21 protein-coding genes are annotated in these 20,886 nt (G+C 67.8%); 18 read left to right on the top strand and 3 right to left on the bottom strand.

The window, feature by feature from the left end:
* The first annotated feature begins 7 nt into the window (after nucleotides 1-7).
* Nucleotides 8-622: a CC0125/CC1285 family lipoprotein gene (locus ABL843_RS19875; RefSeq protein ID WP_418117010.1), complete on the top strand. Its 615-nt coding sequence runs from the start codon at nucleotides 8-10 to the stop codon at nucleotides 620-622.
* Between the two features lie 16 nt (nucleotides 623-638).
* Here ABL843_RS19875 and ABL843_RS19870 read toward each other — a convergent pair whose 3' ends face one another.
* Complete coding sequence (locus ABL843_RS19870; RefSeq protein WP_418117009.1) at nucleotides 639-2,276, bottom strand: phosphoethanolamine transferase; 1,638 nt, start codon at nucleotides 2,274-2,276, stop codon at nucleotides 639-641.
* Between the two features lie 199 nt (nucleotides 2,277-2,475).
* Between ABL843_RS19870 and ABL843_RS19865 the strand changes: the two genes are divergently transcribed.
* On the top strand, nucleotides 2,476-2,937 hold the full coding sequence (locus ABL843_RS19865) for an SH3 domain-containing protein (RefSeq protein WP_184641263.1): 462 nt from the start codon (nucleotides 2,476-2,478) through the stop codon (nucleotides 2,935-2,937).
* Between the two features lie 15 nt (nucleotides 2,938-2,952).
* Here the strand turns inward: ABL843_RS19865 and glpK are convergent, their stop codons facing one another.
* The gene (gene glpK, locus ABL843_RS19860) at nucleotides 2,953-4,452 is read right to left on the bottom strand and encodes a glycerol kinase GlpK (protein ID WP_418117008.1); all 1,500 of its coding nucleotides are present in this window, start codon (nucleotides 4,450-4,452) and stop codon (nucleotides 2,953-2,955) included.
* A 25-nt stretch (nucleotides 4,453-4,477) separates the two neighbouring features.
* Nucleotides 4,478-5,248 carry a DeoR/GlpR family DNA-binding transcription regulator gene (locus ABL843_RS19855; RefSeq protein WP_418117007.1) on the bottom strand — a complete coding sequence of 257 codons (771 nt, stop codon included), beginning with the start codon at nucleotides 5,246-5,248 and terminating at the stop codon, nucleotides 4,478-4,480.
* Between the two features lie 122 nt (nucleotides 5,249-5,370).
* On the opposite strand from ABL843_RS19855, the gene glpD reads away from it, so the two are divergent.
* The 16 genes from glpD (at nucleotide 5,371) to ABL843_RS19775 (ending at nucleotide 20,882) form a co-directional block, all read left to right on the top strand.
* Nucleotides 5,371-7,035 (top strand): glycerol-3-phosphate dehydrogenase, encoded by a 1,665-nt coding sequence (glpD, locus tag ABL843_RS19850; RefSeq protein WP_418117006.1) that lies wholly within the window; start codon nucleotides 5,371-5,373, stop codon nucleotides 7,033-7,035.
* A gap of 35 nt (nucleotides 7,036-7,070) precedes the next feature.
* A complete protein-coding gene (locus ABL843_RS19845) occupies nucleotides 7,071-8,144 on the top strand; it encodes an ABC transporter ATP-binding protein (RefSeq protein WP_418117005.1) in 1,074 nt (357 codons plus the stop codon).
* A 2-nt stretch (nucleotides 8,145-8,146) separates the two neighbouring features.
* Nucleotides 8,147-9,217, top strand: a complete 1,071-nt coding sequence (locus ABL843_RS19840) for an ABC transporter ATP-binding protein (RefSeq protein ID WP_418117004.1) — start codon at nucleotides 8,147-8,149, stop codon at nucleotides 9,215-9,217.
* A gap of 61 nt (nucleotides 9,218-9,278) precedes the next feature.
* Entirely contained in the window at nucleotides 9,279-10,169 is an 891-nt protein-coding gene (locus tag ABL843_RS19835; protein WP_184641258.1) for a carbohydrate ABC transporter permease, read from the top strand.
* Complete coding sequence (locus ABL843_RS19830) at nucleotides 10,166-10,978, top strand: carbohydrate ABC transporter permease (protein ID WP_093203041.1); 813 nt, start codon at nucleotides 10,166-10,168, stop codon at nucleotides 10,976-10,978. Before ABL843_RS19835 ends, ABL843_RS19830 begins: the two co-directional genes overlap by 4 nt.
* A gap of 12 nt (nucleotides 10,979-10,990) precedes the next feature.
* On the top strand, nucleotides 10,991-11,299 hold the full coding sequence (locus ABL843_RS19825; RefSeq protein WP_418117003.1) for a DUF2160 domain-containing protein: 309 nt from the start codon (nucleotides 10,991-10,993) through the stop codon (nucleotides 11,297-11,299).
* A 107-nt stretch (nucleotides 11,300-11,406) separates the two neighbouring features.
* A complete protein-coding gene (locus ABL843_RS19820; protein ID WP_126021795.1) occupies nucleotides 11,407-13,140 on the top strand; it encodes an ABC transporter substrate-binding protein in 1,734 nt (577 codons plus the stop codon).
* A gap of 203 nt (nucleotides 13,141-13,343) precedes the next feature.
* Nucleotides 13,344-14,345, top strand: coding sequence for a dialkylrecorsinol condensing enzyme (locus tag ABL843_RS19815; protein WP_418117001.1), 1,002 nt, complete (start codon nucleotides 13,344-13,346; stop codon nucleotides 14,343-14,345).
* Nucleotides 14,335-15,471: a beta-ketoacyl-ACP synthase III gene (locus ABL843_RS19810; RefSeq protein ID WP_418117000.1), complete on the top strand. Its 1,137-nt coding sequence runs from the start codon at nucleotides 14,335-14,337 to the stop codon at nucleotides 15,469-15,471. Before ABL843_RS19815 ends, ABL843_RS19810 begins: the two co-directional genes overlap by 11 nt.
* A 132-nt stretch (nucleotides 15,472-15,603) precedes the next feature.
* On the top strand, nucleotides 15,604-15,999 hold the full coding sequence (locus tag ABL843_RS19805; RefSeq protein ID WP_184641254.1) for a hypothetical protein: 396 nt from the start codon (nucleotides 15,604-15,606) through the stop codon (nucleotides 15,997-15,999).
* A 56-nt stretch (nucleotides 16,000-16,055) separates the two neighbouring features.
* On the top strand, nucleotides 16,056-16,979 hold the full coding sequence (locus ABL843_RS19800) for a BtrH N-terminal domain-containing protein (RefSeq protein WP_418120493.1): 924 nt from the start codon (nucleotides 16,056-16,058) through the stop codon (nucleotides 16,977-16,979).
* The gene (locus ABL843_RS19795) at nucleotides 16,979-17,887 is read left to right on the top strand and encodes an ABC transporter ATP-binding protein (protein ID WP_418116999.1); all 909 of its coding nucleotides are present in this window, start codon (nucleotides 16,979-16,981) and stop codon (nucleotides 17,885-17,887) included. Before ABL843_RS19800 ends, ABL843_RS19795 begins: the two co-directional genes overlap by 1 nt.
* A 13-nt stretch (nucleotides 17,888-17,900) precedes the next feature.
* Nucleotides 17,901-19,058, top strand: coding sequence for an ABC transporter permease (locus ABL843_RS19790; RefSeq protein WP_418116998.1), 1,158 nt, complete (start codon nucleotides 17,901-17,903; stop codon nucleotides 19,056-19,058).
* On the top strand, nucleotides 19,055-19,330 hold the full coding sequence (locus ABL843_RS19785; RefSeq protein WP_240650604.1) for an acyl carrier protein: 276 nt from the start codon (nucleotides 19,055-19,057) through the stop codon (nucleotides 19,328-19,330). The genes ABL843_RS19790 and ABL843_RS19785 overlap by 4 nt, the downstream gene beginning before the upstream one ends.
* Complete coding sequence (locus ABL843_RS19780) at nucleotides 19,327-20,397, top strand: beta-ketoacyl synthase N-terminal-like domain-containing protein (RefSeq protein ID WP_418116997.1); 1,071 nt, start codon at nucleotides 19,327-19,329, stop codon at nucleotides 20,395-20,397. The genes ABL843_RS19785 and ABL843_RS19780 overlap by 4 nt, the downstream gene beginning before the upstream one ends.
* Nucleotides 20,394-20,882 (top strand): hypothetical protein, encoded by a 489-nt coding sequence (locus ABL843_RS19775; RefSeq protein WP_418116996.1) that lies wholly within the window; start codon nucleotides 20,394-20,396, stop codon nucleotides 20,880-20,882. Before ABL843_RS19780 ends, ABL843_RS19775 begins: the two co-directional genes overlap by 4 nt.
* The last annotated feature ends 4 nt before the right edge of the window (nucleotides 20,883-20,886 follow it).

The raw sequence follows: 20,886 nt of genomic DNA, 5'->3' as shown, positions 1-20,886 counted from the left end.
TACGTCGATGATTTCTTCAGCCAGACCCCTGCTCGCTGCAACTGTTGCCGGAAGCGTCCTTCTTTCGGGTTGCAACAGCCTGCCCCCGACGCCGTACCGCGCCGCCCCTCCAGGGGATGGCACGTATGGATACAGCACCATGCATATCGAGGGAGACGTCTACCGGATTGATTTCTATGGGTCTCCGGCAACTGCCTCACGGACGGCCAAGGCGTTCGCGTTCTATCGCGCGGCGGAGCTTGCGAAGGAACTCGGCGCACCAGCTTTCAGGATCGTCCAAGGAGAGGTGGACCGCTCCATTCTTGACGGCACCGAAGTCTTTTCGTGGTCCGACTCGTTCCCCGGGCAACCTCTCGGCAGGCTTGTGGCAAATCGCGAAAACAGCGCCAATGCGGCAACCCTTCAAAAGGTCGCTGGAACGACATACATCCCTGTCCCAATCTACATCACCCCACCCGGGCAAGCGCAGCGGGACTACAACGAAAAGCGGGTGTCCAAGCTCACGATCCTGCGCGCGCAGATGCTTCGGGAACTTCCGGCGTCACTCGATGACAGGACGTTCCTGACTCGGGAAGTGCTCAACAAGCTCGGTCCGCGCATTGTGCGTGCCAGTTCTGCTTGAATCCGTATCCTGAGAACTACCGCGAGAACGACTCGACCTTCACCGGAATCTCCGGCACCTGCCAGCGATAGGAATCCGCCAGCACATCCCGCTCGGACTGCTGCCCGCTCCACCGAATGTTGAGCAGGTCCATCAGCGTCCAGCCAGTCCAGTCCGCGCGAAAGGGCTGCAACGCCGCTGCCTGCGAAAGCGGCTGCGCGTTGCGCCACACCACAGCCGGAATCCGATAGCCCGAAGCAGTCGACGGGCTGTGCCCCGCGCGGTCGCTCACGTGGCCCACCTCCTGCCCGTGGTCCGACAAATACATCCACGCGCGGTACTCGCCCGGCTTGCCCGGCGCGCGCGTCTGCTGCAGCAACTCCGACACCACGAAGTCGTGGTACAGCAGCGCAGCGTCGTACTCCTGCCGGAAGCGCCGCACCCAGGCCGAGCGCCCATCCTTGACCAAACCGTTCTCCACCGCGTCGACGTTGTCGTCAAAAGGATTGGCGTTCTCGGGAAAGCGCAAGCTGTAGTGCGGATGCGCGCCCATCAGGTGGACGACGATGAGCTTGCGGTCGGTGCTGGTGTCGGCCAGGGCTTCCTGCACGCAGTCGAGGATCTCGCCGTCGAGCGAGGCGCTCGCGCGGCCCGGGGTGCGGTTGACCATATCGACGACGTCGGCAAGGCGTGCGTGCTGCTGCTCGATGGCGAGGTCGTCGTGGTTGCTGATCCACCAGACCTTGTAGCCGGCGGCGCGCGCGAGTGCCAGCACGTGGGGCGGGTTCTCCGCGTCGGGCAGGCCGAAGTGGAACATGTTGCGCAGCGCTGGCAGGGTGCTGGCGTCCACCGACCACGCGTTCTTCAGCACCGCCATCTGGTCGCCGGTCTGCGCCTTGTGCGCGAGCAGGCGCGGCGTGGTCGGGCGGCCGTAGCCGTAGAGGGCCATGTTGTCGCGGTTGATGCTGTCGGTGATGACCAGTACGACGGTGGAGGGGCCGGACTGCGTGATGACGGGCGCGATGGCCTTGGCCTGCGCCATCAGGCGGTCGCGCTGTTTCTGCTGGTCGGCCCAGGCGGAGCGCAGCGCGTGGAGGGAGTCGAACCACTGCGTCCAGAAGATCGCCGGATGCAGCCTGCGCCAGGGCTTGCTGGCGTAGGCCACGCACGAGACCAGAAGCAGCAGCGCGATCAGCGCCACCATCCATCGCGAGGGCCGGGCTGAGACAGTCGTGCTCGCGACGGCGCCGCGCCGCGCGAACATGCCCACGAGCACACCCGCCACGACCAGCACCGCGCCCCACACGGCGGCGGAGCGCCAGTGCATCCACAGGTATTCGGTGCCTTCGCGTGTATTGGTGTTGGCCGCGGCGCCCAGCACCATCGCGCCGTCTGGCGCGGCCTGGTAGGTGTCGAGCAGATAGGCGCGCACTGCGCCGTCGAGCGCGAAGCCCATCGCCCAGAGCCACACCAGCAGCGTGCGAACGCGCCGCATGCGCGCGCTGCGCAAAGGCCACGCGAGCCACAGCACCATCGGCAATGCGAGCACGGCGAGCTGCGCGATGCGGCGGCCGTCATGGCCCAGTGCGATGAGAGCCAGCAATGTCGCACCGACCACGCCGCAGGCGAGCAGCGCGTTGCGCGACGGAGAAGCTTGTTGGGGCAGGGTGGTCAAGCAGGCGGCGCAGCGAGGCGAGTCGGGAAGGGCGGGCGCATTCTGCCCCTGGGCTTGCGCGGCAGCCTCCAGTGCCCCGATGCCGGCGAGGCCCTTTGGCCGGAAGGTGCACTCAGGGATATCCCCGCGGAACTTATCGGGCCTCTGGTGCCCAGACGGGCTTTTCACTGTTCTGCATACAGAAAGGAACCTCCGCTCCATGCTCAGATTCAGCCGGCTCCCCGCGCTCCTGCTTGCTTTCGCTCTTTCGTGGGTGGCACTGCCTTCCGCGACCGCCGCGCAGACCCAGATGGTCAGCGCTGCCGTCAAGACGCTGAACATGCGCACCGGCCCTGGCCAGCGCTACGAGTCGCACTGGACGGTGACCAGGGGCTATCCGTTCCGCGTGATCGGCAGGAAGGGTGACTGGCTCAGGGTGAGCGACTTCGAGGGTGACAAGGCCTGGGTCTTCCGCCCGATGACCAACAAGACGCCGCACCATGTGGTGAAGGCCCAATCGGCCAACCTGCGCCGCGCGCCCGGCGTGCGCAGCCCGGTGGTGAAGAGGGCGGGCTATGGCGACGTGCTGCGCACCATCGAGCGGCGCGGCGACTGGCTCAAGGTGCGGCACGAAGGCGGCGCCACCGGCTGGGTGCAGCGGCGCCTCGTCTGGGGCTGGTAGGCCGCAGGCAGCGGATCAGGTCGCCGTGGCCTGCCGCACGGCGCGCTCCCAGCGCGCCATCGATTCCTCGGCCTGGGCGCGGCCCATGGTCGGCATGAAGCGCCGCTCGATCTTCCACAGCTTCGACAGCTGCCGCGCGTCGGTGTAGACGCCGGTCGAAAGCCCCGCCAGGAAGGCGGCGCCCAGCGCGGTGGTCTCGATGACTTCGGGCCGCACCACCGGAATGCCCAGCAGGTCGGCCTGGAACTGCATCAGCAGGTCGTTCACGCTGGCGCCGCCATCCACGCGCAGCTCGGCCACGGGCTTGCCGCCGGCGGCCACTGCATCGCGGCTCATGGCCTGCAGCAACGCGGCGCTCTGGTAGGCGATGCTCTCCAGCGCGGCGCGCGCAATGTGTGCCACCGTGGTCCCGCGCGTGAGGCCGGTGATCGTGCCGCGCGCGTCGGCGTCCCAGTAGGGGGCGCCGAGGCCGGTGAAGGCCGGCACCATCATCACGCCGCCCGCGTCGGGCACGCTCTCGGCGAGGGACTGCACCTCGGCGCTGCCCTTGATGGCCTTGAGACCGTCGCGCAGCCACTGCACAACGGCGCCGCCGACGAACACGCTGCCTTCCATGGCGTACTGCGGCTTCGCATCGGTCTGCGCGGCGCTGGTCACCAGCAGACCGTTGTGCGAGGGCTGGAACTCGCCGCCCGTGTGCATCAGCAGGAAGCAGCCGGTGCCATAGGTGTTCTTGGCCATGCCGGCCTCGAAGCAGGCCTGGCCGAAGAGGGCGCTCTGCTGGTCGCCGGCCACGCCGCCGATGGGCAGCGTGTGGCCCAGCAGCGCGGCGTCGGTGTCCGCGAAGTGCGAGCTGGAGGGCTGCACCTTGGGCATCAGCGAGGCGGGAATGTCGAGCGCCTTCAGCAGGTCGGCGTCCCATTCGTTGCGGTGCACATTGAAGAGCATGGTGCGCGAGGCGTTGCTCACGTCGGTCACGTGCACCTTGCCGCCGGTGAGCTGCCACATGAGCCAGCTGTCGACGGTGCCGAAGGCGAGTTCCCCGCGCGCGGCCTGCTCGCGCGCGCCGGGCACGTTGTCGAGCAGCCAGCGCAGCTTGGTGCCGGAGAAATACGCGTCGATCACCAGGCCTGTCTTCTCGCGGATGGTGTCGGTCATGCCTTCGTCGCGCAGCTGCGCGCACAGCGGTTCGGCGCGGCGGTCCTGCCAGACGATGGCGTGGTGCACCGGCTGGCCCGTGGCGCGGTTCCACAGCACGGTGGTCTCGCGCTGGTTGGTGATGCCGATGGCGTGGATGTCGGTGGGCTTGAGCTTGGCCTTGACGAGAACTTCGCGCGCGGTGGCGAGCTGGCTGCGCCAGATTTCCATCGGGTCGTGCTCGACCCAGCCCGGCTGCGGGTAGATCTGCGTCAGCTCCTTCTGGGCGATGGCGACGATGTGGCCCTCGCGGTCGAAAACGATGCTGCGCGAGCTGGAAGTGCCCTGGTCCAGGGCGAGCAGGTAGGTGGTCGTCATTCGTTCTTGTTCCTTCTGTTCATCTTCAGCTCTCGCGCGCGATCTCCAGGCGCACCTGGGCGGCGTTCAGCAGGTCGCTGAAGGGCGCGGGCGGCTCGGCGTCGGTGAAGAGGCGGTCGATCTGCGAGAGCGTGCCCAGCTGGATCATCGCGGGTCGGTTGAACTTGCTCGCGTCGGCGGCCAGCCATACCTCGCGCGCCTGCGCGATGATGGTCTGTGCCACCTTCACCTCTCGCAGGTCGAAGTCGCGCAGCGAGCCGTCGGCCTCGATGCTCGACACGCCGATGAGCGCGATGTCGACCTTGAACTGGCGGATGAAGTCGATGGTGGCTTCGCCCACGATGGCGCGGTCGCGCGGGCGCACCGAGCCGCCCGCCACGATCACTTCGCACGAGGTGTTGCCGCTGAGGATGGTGGCCACGTTCAGGTTGTTGGTGATCACGCGCAGGCCCGTGTGGCGCAGCAGCGCCTTGGCGATGGCCTCGGTGGTGGTGCCGATGTTCAGGATCAGCGAACAGTCGTTGGGCACCAGCTGCGCCACGCGGCGGGCGATGCGCGCCTTGCCTTCGGCGTGCAGCGTTTCGCGCTGCTGGTAACCGATGTTCTCCGTGGTCGAACTGGGCACGCGCACGCCGCCGTGGAACCGGGTGAGAAGCCCCTCGTCGGCCAGCCGCTGCACGTCGCGCCGCACGGTCTGCAGGGTCACGCCGAGCATGTCGGCCAGTTGCTCGACGGTGACGGAACCGCGCGCGCGCACGGTGTCCAGGAGGTTGATCTGACGGGGATTGGAGTTCACGGAGGCGTCGTGGAATGCGGGAAGACTGAGGCCAAGAGTACCCGGCGCGTCACTTTAAAGCGAACAAAAACGAATCCAACTAAGGGAAAACTCGGAGGAAAATCGCGCCAAAAGGAATCCAAATGAAAAAACTCGAAAATACAATGGCCGCCGTCAGTGACGAAAGTCACGCTTCAACGGACCCATCTTCTGTGAGCGCTATTCCTTCCGCTTCGCCCACGCCGGCCACCGACTGCGACGTGCTGATCGTCGGCGGCGGCATCAACGGCTGCGGCATCGCGCGCGACCTCGCGGGCCGCGGCTGGCGCGTGGTGCTGTGCGAAAAGGACGATCTCGCCTCGCACACCTCGTCTTCCTCCACCAAGCTGATCCACGGCGGCCTGCGCTACCTCGAGTACTACGAGTTCTCCCTCGTGCGCAAGGCGCTGCAGGAGCGGGAGGTGCTGCTCAAGAGCGCGCCGCACATCATGTGGCCGCTGCGCTTCGTGATGCCGCACGACCCGTCGATGCGACCGGCGTGGATGATCCGCATCGGCCTGTTCATGTACGACCACCTCGCCCGCCGCGAGGTGCTGCCGGGTTCGCGCAGCGTCGACCTCCGCGCGCACGCGGCCGGCAAGCCGCTGAAGGCGCAGTACAAGCGCGGCTTCATCTATTCCGACGGCTGGGTCGACGATGCGCGCCTCGTGGTGCTCAACGCCCTCGACGCCAAGGCGCGTGGCGCCGAGATCCTGACCCGCACCCGCTGCGTGAATGCCCAGCGCGACGCCGGCGGCTGGACCGCCACCCTGCTGGGCACCGACGGAGCCAAGCGCACGCTGCGTGCCCGGGCGGTGGTCAACGCCGCGGGGCCGTGGGCCGAATCCTTCCTGCGCGGCGTGGCCCAGTCGGCCAAGGGCGAGGCGCTCGCCACCAAGAGCCTGCGCCTGGTGAAGGGCAGCCACATCGTGGTGCCGCGCCTCTTCGAGCACGACCACGCCTACATCTTCCAGAACCCCGACAAGCGGATCATCTTCGCCATTCCCTACCAGGACGAGTTCACGCTGATCGGCACCACCGACATCGAGCTCAGCGGCGACGACCCCGGTGCGGCGCGCATCGCGCAGGAGGAGGTCGAGTACCTCTGCACCCAGGCCAGCCGCTACTTCGAGAAGCCCATCGTGCCTTCGGACGTGGTGTGGACCTACTCGGGCGTGCGCCCGCTGCTGGACGACGACTCGGGCGACCCATCGGCCGTCACGCGCGACTACATGCTGGAGTCGAACACCACGGCCGCGCCGCTGCTGTCGGTGTGGGGCGGCAAGATCACCACCTTCCGCAAGCTGGCCGAGGACGCCGCCGACGAGGTCGGCCGGATGCTGGGCCAGTCCGCCCAGCAGCGCCCGGCCTGGACCGACGGCGCCTTCCTCGCGGGCGGCGATCTGTCGTCCTGGATCGGCGCCGCCAGGCGGCCCGATGACGACTTCGAGCGCTTCGTCGAAGCCGTGCAGGCCCGTCATCCGTGGCTCGGCAGCCACCTGGCCCGCCGCCTCGCGCGTGCCTACGGCGCGCGCATCGCCGATCTGCTGGGCGATGCCAAGGCCATGGCCGACCTGGGCTGCGAAGTCGCACCCGGCCTGCACGAGCGCGAGCTGCGCTTCCTGCAGGACAACGAATGGGCTGTGAGTGCCGAAGACGTGCTCTGGCGCCGCTCCAAGCTGGGGCTGCACTACACGCCCGAGCAGCGCGAACAGGTCGCGCGCTGGCTGCGGCAACAGCCGCAACAAGCCCGCGCCGGCAGCAACTAGGCCGGACACAAGGGAAGAGAAGAGGAAGAGCGCCAATGCAATTGACACTCGAGCGCGTCACCAAGAAGGTGGGAGCGCAGACATGGCTCTACGAGCAGAGCATCGCGCCCAAGAGCGGCGCGGTCACCGTGCTCCTGGGCGCCACGCAGGCCGGCAAGACCAGCCTGATGAGGCTGATGGCGGGGCTGGACACGCCCACCACCGGCAAGGTGCTGGTCGACGGCAAGGACGTGACCGGCATGCCGGTGCGCGAGCGCAACGTCGCGATGGTCTACCAGCAGTTCATCAACTACCCGTCGCTCAAGGTGGCGGACAACATCGCCTCGCCGCTCAAGCTGCGCGGCGAATCGAACATCGACGCGCGGGTGAAGGCGCTGGCCGACAAGCTGCACATCGGCATGTTCCTCGACCGCTATCCGCAGGAGCTCTCGGGCGGCCAGCAGCAGCGCGTGGCGCTGGCGCGCGCGCTCGCCAAGAACGCGCCGCTGATGCTGCTCGACGAGCCGCTGGTCAACCTCGACTATAAGCTGCGCGAAGGCCTGCGCGAGGAGCTCACGCAGCTCTTCGCCACCGGCGACTCGACCGTGATCTACGCGACCACCGAACCCGGCGAAGCCCTGCTGCTGGGTGGCTACACCGCCGTGATGGATGCCGGCGAGCTGCTGCAGTACGGCCCCACGGCCGAGGTGTTCCATGCGCCGCAGTCGCTGCGCGTGGCGCGCGCCTTCAGCGACCCGCCGATGAACCTGCTGTCCGCCACGGCCGCGGCCGGCCGCGTGCAGCTGGCCGGCGGCCCTGCACTGGCGCTGCCCTTGCCTGAAAGCGTTTCGGGCTCCGTCACCGTCGGCCTGCGCGCGAGCGCGCTGAACGTCGATGCGGGGGAGGGCGACATCGCCCTGCCCGGCAAGGTGGAGCTGGCCGAGATCTCGGGCTCCGACACCTTCGTGCACGTGGAGACGGCCGTCGGCGAGCTGGTGGCGCAGCTCACCGGCGTGCACCGCTTCGAGCTGGGGGCCTCGCTCACGCTGTACTTCAGCGCGTCGCAAGCCTATGTGTTCGATGCCAGTGAAAAGCTGGCGCTGGCGCCCGCGTGGCGCAAGGGAGACTAGCCATGGCACGCATCGACCTCGACCTGGCCCACGCCTACCGCCCCAACCCCACGCAGGACAGCGACTACGCGCTGCTCCCGCTGAAGATGAGCTTCCGCGACGGTGGCGCCTACGCCTTGCTCGGCCCCTCGGGCTGCGGCAAGACGACCATGCTCAACATCATCTCGGGCCTGCTGGTGCCTTCGCAGGGCACCGTGACCTTCGACGGCCGCGACGTGACGCGCGCCACGCCGCAGGAGCGCAACATCGCGCAGGTGTTCCAGTTCCCGGTGATCTACGACACCATGACCGTGGCCGAGAACCTTGCTTTCCCGCTGCGCAACCGCAAGATGCCGGCCGACCAGATCAGGAAGCGCGTCGGCGAGATCGCCGAGATGCTCGACATGAGCGGCCAGCTCAACCAGCGCGCAGCGGGCCTTGCGGCTGACGCCAAGCAGAAGATCTCGCTCGGCCGCGGCCTGGTGCGCAGCGACGTGTCGGCGGTGCTCTTCGACGAGCCGCTCACCGTGATCGACCCGCACCTGAAGTGGCAGCTGCGCCGCAAGCTCAAGCAGATCCACCGCGAGCTGAAGCTCACGCTGATCTACGTGACGCACGACCAGGTCGAGGCGCTCACCTTCGCGGAGGAGGTGGTGGTCATGACCCGCGGCAAGGCCGTGCAGGTCGGCAGCGCCGACGCGCTCTTCGAGCGGCCGGCCCACACCTTCGTCGGGCATTTCATCGGCTCGCCGGGCATGAACTTCCTGTCGGCGCAAAGCGGCAACGGCAGCATCGAAGTGGCCGGAACGCCACTGGTGCCCACGCGCGAACTGCCGCAGGGGCCGCTGAAGATCGGCATCCGCCCCGAGTACCTGCGCCTGTCGAACGCGGGCGCTGCCGGCGCCGTGCCCGCGGTTGTGAAGCAGGTGCAGGACGTGGGCACGCACGTGATGCTGACGGTGGAGGCCGGAGGCAGCCTGCTGAAGGTGCGCCTGCATTCGGACGACCGCTCGCCGGCGGTGGGGGACACGGTGTGGGTGAGGGTGCTCGATACCCACACCTGCTATTACAAGGATGAGGAGCTGGTCGCATGAGCGCAGTGCCGGGCCGCCCCAAACAAGCTCGCACCGGAGTGCGAAGCACGGAGGTATTGCTGTGAACGCCACCAACAAGCCGATCAACCAGAAGGCCTGGTGGCTGGTGCTGCCGGTGCTGGTCTGCGTGGCCTTCTCGGCCATCGTGCCGCTCATGACGGTGGTCAACTACTCGGTGCAGGACATCATCTCGCCCGAGCGACGCGTGTTCGTGGGCACCGAATGGTTCGCCGCGGTGATGCGCGACGACGAGCTGCACCAGGCGCTGTGGCGCCAGCTGGGCTTCTCGCTGTCGGTGCTGCTGGTGGAGATTCCGCTGGGCATCGGCCTGGCGCTGTCGATGCCGGCCAAGGGCTGGAAGTCTTCCGCCGTGCTGGTGGTGGTAGCGCTGTCGCTGCTGATCCCGTGGAACGTGGTGGGCACCATCTGGCAGATCTACGGCCGCGCCGACATCGGCCTGCTGGGCCACGCGCTGCAGAAGCTGGGCATCGACTACAACTACACCGGCAGCGCCGCCGACGCGTGGCTCACCGTGCTGGTGATGGACGTGTGGCACTGGACGCCGCTGGTGGCGCTGCTTTGCTATGCGGGCCTGCGCTCCATTCCCGACGCCTACTACCAGGCCGCGCGCATCGACGGCGCGAGCAAGTTCGCGGTGTTCCGCTACATCCAGCTGCCCAAGATGCGCGGCGTGCTCATGATCGCGGTGCTGCTGCGCTTCATGGACAGCTTCATGATCTACACCGAGCCCTTCGTGCTGACGGGCGGCGGGCCGGGCAACGCCACCACATTCCTGAGCCAGTACCTCACGCAGAAGGCCGTGGGCCAGTTCGACCTGGGGCCGGCGGCGGCGTTCTCGCTGATCTATTTCCTCATCATCCTGCTGTTCTGCTTCGTGCTCTACAACTGGATGCAGCGGGTCGGCACGCAGGAAGCGGAGGTGGAGAAATGAACGAGAAGAGATTTCACAAGCGCAGCATCTTCCTGGTGCTGTACATCCTGTTCGCGCTGTTGCCCATCTACTGGATGATCAACATGAGCTTCAAGACGAACGAGGAGATTCTTTCGAGCTTCTCGTTCTTCCCGCAGCAGCTCACCTGGTCGAACTACGCGCGCATCTTCACCGACGAGTCGTGGTATTCGGGCTACATCAACAGCCTGATCTACGTGGCGATCAACACGGTGATCTCGCTCACCGTGGCGCTGCCGGCGGCCTATGCCTTCTCGCGCTATTCGTTCCTGGGCGACAAGCACGTGTTCTTCTGGCTGCTGACCAACCGCATGACGCCGCCCGCGGTGTTCCTGCTGCCGTTCTTCCAGCTCTACAGCACGGTCGGGCTGATGGACACGCACCTGGGCGTGGCGCTCGCGCACCTGCTGTTCAACGTGCCGCTGGCGGTGTGGATCCTGGAAGGCTTCATGAGCGGCATTCCGCGCGAGATCGACGAGACGGCGTACATCGACGGCTACTCGTTCCCGCGCTTCTTCCTCACGATCTTCCTGCCGCTCATCAAGGCCGGCGTGGGCGTGGCGGCGTTCTTCTGCTTCATGTTCAGCTGGGTCGAGCTGCTGCTGGCGCGCACGCTCACCAGCGTGAACGCCAAGCCCATCGTGGCGACCATGACGCGCACCGTGAGCGCGTCGGGCATGGACTGGGCGACGCTGGCCGCGGCCGGCGTGCTCACCATCGTGCCGGGTGCCATCGTGATCTGGTTCGTGCGTCACTACATCGCGAAGGGTTTCGCGATGGGTCGTGTTTGAGGAGGCACGGAAATGTTCGATTGGATGGTCTGGACCACTCCGGTGGCCGTGTTCTTCGTCTGCATCGCGTTGATGCTGGTCGGCATGACGATCTGGGAATTGAAGTCGCCCACCACGCTGCGGCGCGGCTGGCTGCCGATGGCCACCACGCGCGGCGACAGGCTCTTCATCGGGCTGCTGTCGGCGGCCTACGTCAACCTGATCTTCGTCGGCCTGGCGGGCAAGTTCCAGGAATGGTTCAGCCTCGAGGCCGAGCCCTCGGTGTGGATCAGCTTCGTGCTGTCGATGGGCCTGCTCGCGCTGGTCATGCGCAAGGGCTGAGCGGGCACCGCATTTTTTCCTTCTTCCAAAAGCGTTCCGGCTCTCCGCCTCCCCGGAGCCGTGATCGGACACAACACCGGGGAAGCAACAACCGAGGAGACAGTTCCATGAAGATGCGCTACACGGCATTGGCACTTGCGGCGGCGATGTTCGCCGCGCATGGTGCGGCAACGGCCGGCGAGGCCGAAGCCAAGAAGTGGATCGACAGCGAGTTCCAGCCATCGACCTTGTCCAAGGACAAGCAGATGGAGGAAATGAAGTGGTTCATCGAGGCAGCCAAGAAGCTGCAGGCCAAGGGCGTGAAGGAGATCTCCGTCGTCTCCGAGACCCTGACCACACACGAGTACGAATCGAAGACGCTGGCCAAGGCCTTCGAGGAAATCACCGGCATCAAGGTCAAGCACGACCTGATCCAGGAAGGCGACGTCGTCGAGAAGCTGCAGACCTCGATGCAGTCGGGCAAGTCGATCTACGACGGCTGGGTGTCCGACTCCGACCTGATCGGCACGCACTACCGCTACGGCAAGATCATGTCGCTGACCGAGTACATGGGCGGCGCTGGCAAGGAGTTCACCAACCCCGGCCTCGACCTGAAGGACTTCATCGGCACCAGCTTCACCACCGCGCCCGACGGCCAGCTCTACCAGCTGCCCGACCAGCAGTTCGCCAACCTGTACTGGTTCCGCGCCGACCTGTTCGCGCGCAAGGACCTGCAGGACAAGTTCAAGGCCAAGTACGGCTACGACCTGGGCGTGCCGCTGAACTGGAGCGCCTACGAGGACATCGCCGAGTTCTTCAGCACCGACGTGAAGACCATCGACGGCAAGCCGATCTACGGCCACATGGACTACGGCAAGAAGGACCCGTCGCTGGGCTGGCGCTTCACCGACGCCTGGCTGTCGATGGCCGGCGCGGCCGACAAGGGCATCCCCAACGGCATGCCGATCGACGAGTGGGGCATCCGCGTGGCCGCCGACAAGTGCACGCCCACCGGCGCCTCCGTGGCCCGTGGCGGCGCCACCAACTCGCCGGCCGCCGTGTACGCGCTGACCAAGTACATCGACTGGATGAAGAAGTACGCGCCCAAGGAAGCCATGGGCATGACCTTCGGCGAAGCCGGCCCGGTGCCCGCGCAGGGCCAGATCGCCCAGCAGATCTTCTGGTACACGGCCTTCACCGCCGACATGACCAAGAAGGGCCTGCCCGTGGTGAACGAGGACGGCTCGCCCAAGTGGCGCATGGCCCCCGGCCCGAACGGCCCGTACTGGAAGCAGGGCATGCAGAACGGCTACCAGGACGTGGGCTCGTGGACCTTCTTCAAGGGCCATGACGCCAACAAGACGGCCGCCGCATGGCTCTACGCGCAGTTCATCACCGCCAAGACCACCTCGCTGAAGAAGTCGATCACCGGCCTGACCTTCATCCGCGACAGCGACATCCGCTCGGACTACTTCACCCAGAACGCCAACAAGTACGGCGGCCTGATCGAGTTCTACCGCAGCCCCGCGCGCGTGGCCTGGACCCCGACCGGCACCAACGTGCCCGACTACCCCAAGCTGGCCCAGCTGTGGTGGAAGAACGTGGCCGAGGCCGTGACGGGCGAGAAGACCCCGCAGAAGGCCATGGACAACCTGGCCGACGAGATGGACAACGTGATGGCCCGTCTGGAACGCGCAGGCATGGCCAAGTGCGCGCCCAAGCTCAACCCGAAGGGCGACCCGGCCAAGTACCTGAGCGACGACCACGCCCCGTGGAAGAAGCTGGCCAACGAGAAGCCGAAGGGCGAGACCATCGACTACAACAAGCTGCTGACCGCCTGGAAGGAAGGCAAGGTGCGCTGAGCGCCGGGCTACCCCAGCACTCTGCTGCAGACAGGGCCGTGCCGCGAGGCGCGGCCCTTTTTTTGTGCCCTTTTCCGCATTGCCGGCCGCTCGACCGTCGTTTGATCGCAATTTGACCGCTTCGAGCGTCTGATTGATGCGACGCCATGACCAATGGCAGATGCGTTTGCAGGGTGCTTCGCTTACATTCGACGGCCCCCGAAATGACCGAGCCAGTGAATTCCAGCCTTTCCAGCCCTTCCGACACGTCTTCGAGCGTCAAGCGCGTCCTCGTCCTGCGCTATTCGCAGTCCGGCCAGCTCGACGAGGTCGCCGACCGGATCGTCGCGCCGCTGAAGGCGGACCCGGCCATACAGGTGCACGAGGAAGTACTGCGGCCCCGGCAGCCGTACCCCTTTCCCTGGCCCTTCCTGAGCTTCTTCGACGCCTTCCCCGAGTCGGCCCACATGAAGCCACAGCCGCTGGCGCCGCTCTCGTTGACGGGCGACGAGGATTTCGACCTCGTCGTGCTCCCGTACCAGGTGTGGTTCCTGGCACCCTCGCAGCCGGTGGCGGCCTTCCTCAAGCATCCGGTGGCGGCCCGGCTGCTCAAGGGCAAGCCGGTGGTCACGGTCATCGCCTGCCGCAACATGTGGCTGCTGGCGCAGGAAAAGCTCAAGGGCATGCTCGACGACGTGGGCGCGCGGCTCATCGACAACGTGGTGCTCACCGACCCCGGCCCCACGCTCGCCACCTTCTTCACCACGCCGGCCTGGCTCATCTGGGGCCGCAAGCGCGGCTTCTGGGGCATGCCCGACGCCGGCCTCAGCAGCGGGCAGATCGCGGGTACGGCCCGCTTCGGCCGGGCGCTGCGCGACGCGCTGCAAAAGAACCTGGAGCGCGGCTCGCAGCCGCTGCTGGCCGGCCTGGGCGCGGTTCAGGCCAATGCCAGGCTGCTCATCAGCGAGAAGGCCGGCACGCGCAGCTTCTACCTCTGGGGCAAGCTCATCATGGCCGCCGGTGGGCCCGGCGCATGGCAGCGCAAGCCGCTGCTGCTGCTGTACGTGCTGTTCCTGCTGGTACTGATCATCACGGTGGTGCCCGTGAGCCTGAGCCTGCAGGCGCTTCTGCGACCTCTGTTCAGGGGGTGGCTGACTAGAATGACGGCCAAATTCGAGTGCCCGTCGGGCTCAGCCACGGACCGCACCCCTCTCTATGACGACTGATGTCTTCCTGACCCGTACTGCCGCTTTCCTGCCCTTTGCCCCGGTCAGCAATGAAGACATCGAAGACGTCCTCGGTCGCATCGGCGGCAAGGCGTCCCGCGCGCGGCGGCTGATCCTTCGCAGCAACGGCATCCAGTCGCGCCACTACGCCATCGACCGCGCCACCGGCGAGCTGGCGATGACCAACGCCCAGCTCACCGCCAGCGCGATCCGCGCGCTGGGCGACGTGGGGCGCGTCGACTGTCTCGTCACCGGCACATCGCTGCCCGACCAGCTCATGCCCAACCACGCGGTGATGGTGCACGGCGAGCTCGGCTGGCCGCGGCTCGAAGTGGTGGCCTGCGCGGGCATCTGCCTGGCCGGCGCCGCCGCGCTGAAGCACGCGTGGCTCTCGGTGCGCGCGGGCGACGCGCGGCGCGCGGTGGCCACCGGCTCCGAGCTGGCCTCGGCCGTGATGCGCGGCTCGCGCTTCGAGGCCGAGTTCGAGCACAAGATCGAGGCGCTGGAGGCGCGGCCCGAACTGGCCTTCGAGAAGGACTTCCTGCGCTGGATGCTCTCCGACGGCGCCGGCGCCGTGCTGCTGGAGAACGCGCCGCGCGGGCCGCTGTCGCTGCGCATCGACTGGATCGACCTTTCCTCGGCCGCGCACGAACTGCCGGCCTGCATGTACGCAGGCGCCGAGAAGAACGCCGAAGGCGGCCTCGACGGCTGGGCGCGCAAGTCGCCCGACGAGTGGCGCAGCGAATCCACCTTTGCAGTGAAGCAGGACGTGCGCCTGCTCAACGAGAACATCGTGCGGGCCACGATGGCCGAGCCGCTGGCCGAAGTCATCGAGCGGCGCGGACTGAAGCCGGCGGACGTCGACTGGTTCCTGCCGCACCTCTCGTCGCAGTACTTCGTGGAGCCGGTGAGCCGGGCCCTCGAAGAGCTGGGCTTCCCGATCCCGCGCGAGCGCTGGTTCAGCAACCTCGCGACCAAGGGCAACACGGGCTCGGCCTCGCCTTACATCATGCTCGACGAGCTGTTCCGCTCGGGCCGCATCAAGCCCGGCCAGAAGCTGCTGATGTTCGTGCCCGAGAGCGGCCGTTTCTCCAGCGGCTTCATCCACATGGAGGCGGTGGCATGAGGTACTCCCCCAGGCTTGCCCACTTCGTGTGGCCGCCCACCCCCTCGCCGGGGGCAACACCAGCGGCCCGGCAAAGCCGGTTCCGCGGTGTTCCTGGACCAATACCACTGTTGACGGACGCGGGAGAGTGAGATGGATCTGGATGCAGTACCGCAGGAGGGCAACGCGACCCTCGACGGCCACTCGAAGCTGATGTACGCGCGCGATGCGCAGGGCCGCGTGGTCACCACCACCTCGCGCGGCTGGGAGGCGGAGGAGATCGTCACCAGCCACGCGGTCGACGTGCTGGTCGAGCAGGCCCGCGCCGCGAAGGAGCGCGTGAAGGCCGGGCTGGCGTCGCCGCTCGAATACTGGATGTACGAGCGCCGCATGGACGTGGCACTGCTCTCTCAGACCAGCGGCTTCTGGCAGTGGCGCGTGCGCCGCCACCTGCAGCCGCGCCATTTCGCCGCGCTCTCGCCGGCACAGCTTGCACGCTATGGCGAGGCGCTGGGCCTGCCCGTTTCCATCTTGCGGGAGCTACCGTGACGGACTTCAAGCACCAACAGGCGGCGCATTGCGAAAGCGGCGTCATCTCCAGCCTCATGCGCCACCACGGCGCGCCGATGAGCGAGAGCATGGCGCTGGGGCTTTCGTCGGCGCTCTCGTTCGCGTACCTGCCCTTCATCAAGCTGTCGGGCCTGCCGCTCATCTCTTATCGCATGCCGCCCAAGGCCATCATCAAGGGCCTGCTGGCGCCGATGGCCGCGCGCTTCCGCTTCGAGACCTTCGGCAGCGCCGAGGCCGGCCAGAAGCGGCTCGACGCGCTGCTGGCCGAGGGCAAGCTGGTGGGGCTGCAGACCTCGGTGTACTGGCTGCCGTACTTTCCGCCGAACATGCGCTTTCACTTCAACGCGCACAACCTGCTGGTGTACGGGAAGGACGGCGACGACTACCTCATCAGCGACCCCGTATTCGAGGAGCCCGTGCGCTGCCCGAGCGGCGATCTCGCGCGCGCCCGCTTCGCCAAGGGCGTGCTGGCGCCCAAGGGCCTCATGTACTACCCGCAGGCCATCGAGCGCAAGGCGGTGGACGCTGCCTCGGTGGTCAAGGCCATCCGCAAGACGGTGCGCACCATGCTCGCGCCCATTCCCATCGTCGGCGTGCGCGGCATGCGCACGCTGGCCGCGCGCATGCAGAAGCTGTCGCCGGCCGATCCGCGAAGCGTGGACTTCATCGGCCACCTGGTGCGCATGCAGGAAGAAATCGGCACGGGCGGGGCGGGCTTCCGCTTCATCTACGCGGGCTTCTTGCAGGAGGCGGCGCAGCTGCTCGACAAGCCGCAGCTGCAGCAGATGTCGGAGCGGCTCATCGCCATCGGCGACGGCTGGCGCGCCTTCGCGCTCAAGGCCGCGCGCATGGTGAAGGGGCGCGAGGCTGTCGATCCTTTCGCGCTGGCCGCGAAGCTGCGCGAGCAGGCCGAGCAGGAGGAAAGCTTCTTCCGCGACCTGAAGGCCGCCGTCGCCTGATGCTGGAGCTGCGCGAGCTCGCCTACCGCTACCCGCACGCCGACGCGCCCGCGTTGGCCGGGGTGTCGCTGGCGGTGCCGCGCGGCAGCGTGCTGGGCCTTTTGGGGCCGAACGGCGCTGGCAAGACCACGCTGATCTCGCACCTGTCGGGCGCGCTGGCGGTGCAGTCGGGCGAGATCCGCATCGACGGCCAGCCGCTGAAGGAAGTGCGGGCGAAGGCGCCCACGCGCATCGCGGTCGCGCCGCAGGAGCACGCCTTCTATCCGATGCTGACCGTGGCCGAGAACCTTGCCGTGTTCGCCGCGGCCGGCGGCCTTTCGGCGGCGCGCAAGAGGCAGCGCATCGAGGCCTGCACGCAGTTCGCGCAACTGGAGCAGTTCGCCGCCGTGCGTGCCGAGCGGCTCTCGGGCGGCCTCAAGCGCCGGCTCAACCTGGCCATTGCGCTGCTGCCCGAGCCCGAGCTGATGCTGTTCGACGAGCCGACGGTGGGTGTCGATCCGCAGTCGCGCGCCTTCATCCTCGACGCCATCAAGAGCCTTGCGCAGCAGGGTGCGGCGGTGATCTACGCTTCGCACTACATGGAGGAGATCGAGGCGATCGCCGACCGCGTGGCGATCCTCGACCGCGGCCACGTGCTGCGCGAAGGTTCGTTGGAAGAACTGCTGTCGAAGAGCGCGATGCTGCTCACGCTGGCCGCCGACGGGCTCGATGCCGGCATGCTCTCGCGCTTCGGCACGGTGGAGCAGGGGGGCGTGCACTGGCGCATCCACCTGCACCCCGGCAGCGGCCCGGCGCCGGTGCTGGCCGCGCTGGAGGCCGAAGGCGTCGCGGTGCGCCACGCCGAGTTCGGCCGCCATGATCTGGAACAGCTCTTCATGGCGCTCACCCACCGCTCGCTGCGCGACTGAACAGGCCCCAGCCATGCTGCTCGCGCTCATCAAGAAAGAATTGATCGCCCTCACGCGCGACATGCACGGCCTGGCCGCGCTGTTCCTGATGCCGATGGTCTTCATCGTGCTGATGTCGCTCACGCTGAAGGACATCTACCGCCCGCCGCTGGCCGAGCTGAGCTATGCGATCGACATGCACGACACCGCGACGCCCGCGCAGTGGCTCAGGCAGCTCTGGCAGCGCGGCCATGGCGCGCCACAGCCGCTGGGCGCCGACTGGCAGGCGCGGCTGCGCAACGGCTCGCTGAAGTACGTGATCGTGATGGAGCCCGGCCTTTCCGAAGAGCTGGAGTCGGCCGCGCTCTCGACCGAGGCGCGCATCCGGCTGCTGACCGAGCCGGGCATCGATGCCAACCTGTTCAACGCATTGCGCGCCGAGCTCATCGGCGCATCGGGCGAGCTCAAGGCGCGCCTTGCGCTGGCGGTGCCCGGCACGGCCGGCCCGGCGCCGGATGCATCCATCCAGGCGATGGTGCATGCCGAGCGTTTCTCCACCGCCGGGCCGCGGCCGACCTCGGTGCAGCAGAACGTGCCGGCCTGGTTGGTGTTCGGCATGTTCTTCGTGGTGGCATCGCTGTCCAGCCTGTTCGTGCAGGAGCGCAGTTCGGGTGCGCTCGGCCGGCTGCAGAGCCTGGGCGTTTCGCGCGGCATGCTGCTGGCGTCGAAGGCGCTGCCGTACCTGGGCGTGAACGCGCTGCAGGCGGTGCTGATGCTGGCGGCCGGCATCTGGTTCATGCCGCTGATCGGCGGCGACGCGCTCTCGCTCGCGGGCATCCATTGGGGCGCTTTGCTGCTGTCGCTGGCGGCGGTGAGCCTGGCGGCCGTGAGCCTTTCGCTCGCGCTGGCCTGCCTGGTGCGCAGTCATGCGCAGGCCGCGACCATCGGGCCGATGGTCAACGTGCTGATGGCGGCGGCGGGCGGCATCATGGTGCCCAAGTTCGTCATGCCGGGCTTCATGCAGCGGCTGGTCGAGATCTCTCCGATGAACTGGGGGCTGGAGGCCTTGCTCACCGTGCTGCTGCGCGGCGGCGGCGTGGCTGATGCCCTGCCGCAGATCGGCCGGCTGGTCGCGTTCGCGGCGCTGATGTTCGTCGTGGCCGTTTTTCTTTTCCGCAGGCGCGCATCGTGAGCATCACCGTCACCCCCGAATTCATCGCCAGCCTCAAGGCCATGGTGCTCGAAGCCGTCGAGAAGGGCGAGCCGGCCGGCGGCCTGGGCGACGACGAGCCGCTCTTCGGCCCCGAGGCCCGGCTCGACCTCGATTCGCTCGACGCCCTGCAGGTGTCGATGACGATCCAGCAGCGCTTCGGCGTGCGCATGCCCGACAGCAAGGAAACGCGCCGGGCCCTGAGTTCCATCGCCCACCTCGCGGCGCATCTCGCGCAAGCGGGCAAGGCATGAGCGGTGTCCATCTGGCCGGCATGGGGCTGGCCTGTGCGCTGGGCGACGACATGCGCTCGGCGCTTGCGTCGCTCAAGCGCGGCGGAGTGCCGACCAGGCCAGTGACCGTGGCTGACGGCATTCGCTGGCCGGTCCATGCGCTGGCTCCGAGGCAGGGCGACTGGACGCAGCGCCTGCGCGATACGGTGCGCGAGGTGGTGGCGCAGACCGGCGACTGGGGCGATCGCACCGCGCCGCTCTTCGTGGCGTCGTCCTCGCTCGACATCGGCTTCATGGAACACGAGAAGCAGGACCTGCGCCTCGGCGGCGACCTGCAGGACTTCGCCGACGTCGTGGCCGATTCGCTCGGCTGGCAGGGGCCGGTGTTCACCGTGTCCACTGCCTGCACCTCGGCGCTGAATGCGGTGCTGGCTGCCGCCGACCTGATCCGGGCCGGCGAAGCCGATGAAGCGCTGGTGATCGGCGCAGAGATGGGCAACCGCTTCACGGTGGCCGGCTTCGGCGCGATGCAGCTGCTGTCGCCCGCTGGCGCCCGGCCCTTCGGCGAAGGGCGCGACGGACTGGTGCTCGGCGAGGCGGTGGCGGCGCTGCGGCTGGGCTCGCGTCCGGCGCGCTGGCAGATTGCCGGAGGCGTCAACGTGGTCGACGGACGCAATCCCTCGGGCACCGAGGCCAGCGCCGTGCATGCGATGTGCCGCGGCGCGCTGGAGCAGGGCGGATTGCAGCCCGGCGACATCGATCTCATCAAGGTGCAGGCCGCCGGCAGCCCTGTCAACGACGCCATCGAGGCCGAGGCGCTGAAGCAGGTGTTCGGACCGCTGCCGCCGCTGGTGTCGCTCAAGCCGGCGCTGGGGCATACGCTGGGCGCCTCGGGGGCGGCGGAACTGGCCTTGCTGGTCGGCTGCATCGAAGGAGGGGTGTGGCCGATCGTCGGCTATCCGATCGATGCCTCGCTCGACATCGAACTCAGTACTCAGCTGCCGCAGAGGCTGCGCAACATCCTGCTGAATTTCGCCGGCTTCGGTGGCGGACATGCCTCGCTGGTGCTGAAGGACACGGCGCCATGACTGCGTGGCGCACTGTTGCTCACTTCGTGGCGCATCCGCCGCCCGCCGACTGGCGCGAGGATCTGGCACGCCGCATCGGCCGCAGGCCGCGTCGCGTCGGCCTGTGGACCGAGCTGGCGATGTATGGCGCGCGCTGCTGTCTCGACGCCGCAGGCGAGGCAGCGTTGCCGGCCGGCGCGCGCATCCGCGTCTCCAGCCAGCGCGGCGCATGGGGCGCGACGCACGCGGGGCTGACGCAGCTCGATGCCGGGTTGCCGATGCCTTTCACCTTCATGCAGAGCCAGCCGGCGTTGATGCTGGCGGAGGTCGGCCGCTGCCTCGATTGGCAGGGCGACGCCAGCTTTGCGCTGTGCCGCGAACCGGAGCGCGTGCTGCAGCTTGCGAAGCTGGGCGCCTCGCGCGACGGGCTGCTGTTCGGAATCGTGGAAGAGGAGCGCAACGGAGAGCCGGCGCGCTCGGAGTGGTGGCGGCTGGTGCCGGCCTGAAGCC

This window comes from Variovorax sp. 350MFTsu5.1 (genome assembly GCF_048302515.1).
Classification (GTDB): Bacteria; Pseudomonadota; Gammaproteobacteria; order Burkholderiales; family Burkholderiaceae_C; genus Variovorax; species Variovorax guangxiensis.
The sequence above is the reverse complement of the archived record's forward strand: the minus strand, read 5'-3'. Positions and strand labels throughout refer to the sequence as shown.

Bases quoted from the DNA above. Each gene is read 5' to 3' on its own strand.
- ABL843_RS19780 (WP_418116997.1), top strand. From the start codon at position 19,327: ATGAGCGGTGTCCATCTGGCCGGCATGGGGCTGGCCTGTGCGCTGGGC.
- ABL843_RS19810 (WP_418117000.1), top strand. From the start codon at position 14,335: ATGACGACTGATGTCTTCCTGACCCGTACTGCCGCTTTCCTGCCCTTT.
- ABL843_RS19790 (WP_418116998.1), top strand. From the start codon at position 17,901: ATGCTGCTCGCGCTCATCAAGAAAGAATTGATCGCCCTCACGCGCGAC.
- ABL843_RS19805 (WP_184641254.1), top strand. From the start codon at position 15,604: ATGGATCTGGATGCAGTACCGCAGGAGGGCAACGCGACCCTCGACGGC.
- ABL843_RS19830 (WP_093203041.1), top strand. From the start codon at position 10,166: ATGAACGAGAAGAGATTTCACAAGCGCAGCATCTTCCTGGTGCTGTAC.
- ABL843_RS19775 (WP_418116996.1), top strand. From the start codon at position 20,394: ATGACTGCGTGGCGCACTGTTGCTCACTTCGTGGCGCATCCGCCGCCC.
- ABL843_RS19865 (WP_184641263.1), top strand. From the start codon at position 2,476: ATGCTCAGATTCAGCCGGCTCCCCGCGCTCCTGCTTGCTTTCGCTCTT.
- glpK (WP_418117008.1), bottom strand. From the start codon at position 4,452: ATGACGACCACCTACCTGCTCGCCCTGGACCAGGGCACTTCCAGCTCG.
- ABL843_RS19800 (WP_418120493.1), top strand. From the start codon at position 16,056: ATGCGCCACCACGGCGCGCCGATGAGCGAGAGCATGGCGCTGGGGCTT.
- glpD (WP_418117006.1), top strand. From the start codon at position 5,371: ATGAAAAAACTCGAAAATACAATGGCCGCCGTCAGTGACGAAAGTCAC.
- ABL843_RS19815 (WP_418117001.1), top strand. From the start codon at position 13,344: ATGACCGAGCCAGTGAATTCCAGCCTTTCCAGCCCTTCCGACACGTCT.
- ABL843_RS19825 (WP_418117003.1), top strand. From the start codon at position 10,991: ATGTTCGATTGGATGGTCTGGACCACTCCGGTGGCCGTGTTCTTCGTC.
- ABL843_RS19875 (WP_418117010.1), top strand. From the start codon at position 8: ATGATTTCTTCAGCCAGACCCCTGCTCGCTGCAACTGTTGCCGGAAGC.
- ABL843_RS19820 (WP_126021795.1), top strand. From the start codon at position 11,407: ATGAAGATGCGCTACACGGCATTGGCACTTGCGGCGGCGATGTTCGCC.
- ABL843_RS19840 (WP_418117004.1), top strand. From the start codon at position 8,147: ATGGCACGCATCGACCTCGACCTGGCCCACGCCTACCGCCCCAACCCC.
- ABL843_RS19795 (WP_418116999.1), top strand. From the start codon at position 16,979: ATGCTGGAGCTGCGCGAGCTCGCCTACCGCTACCCGCACGCCGACGCG.
- ABL843_RS19845 (WP_418117005.1), top strand. From the start codon at position 7,071: ATGCAATTGACACTCGAGCGCGTCACCAAGAAGGTGGGAGCGCAGACA.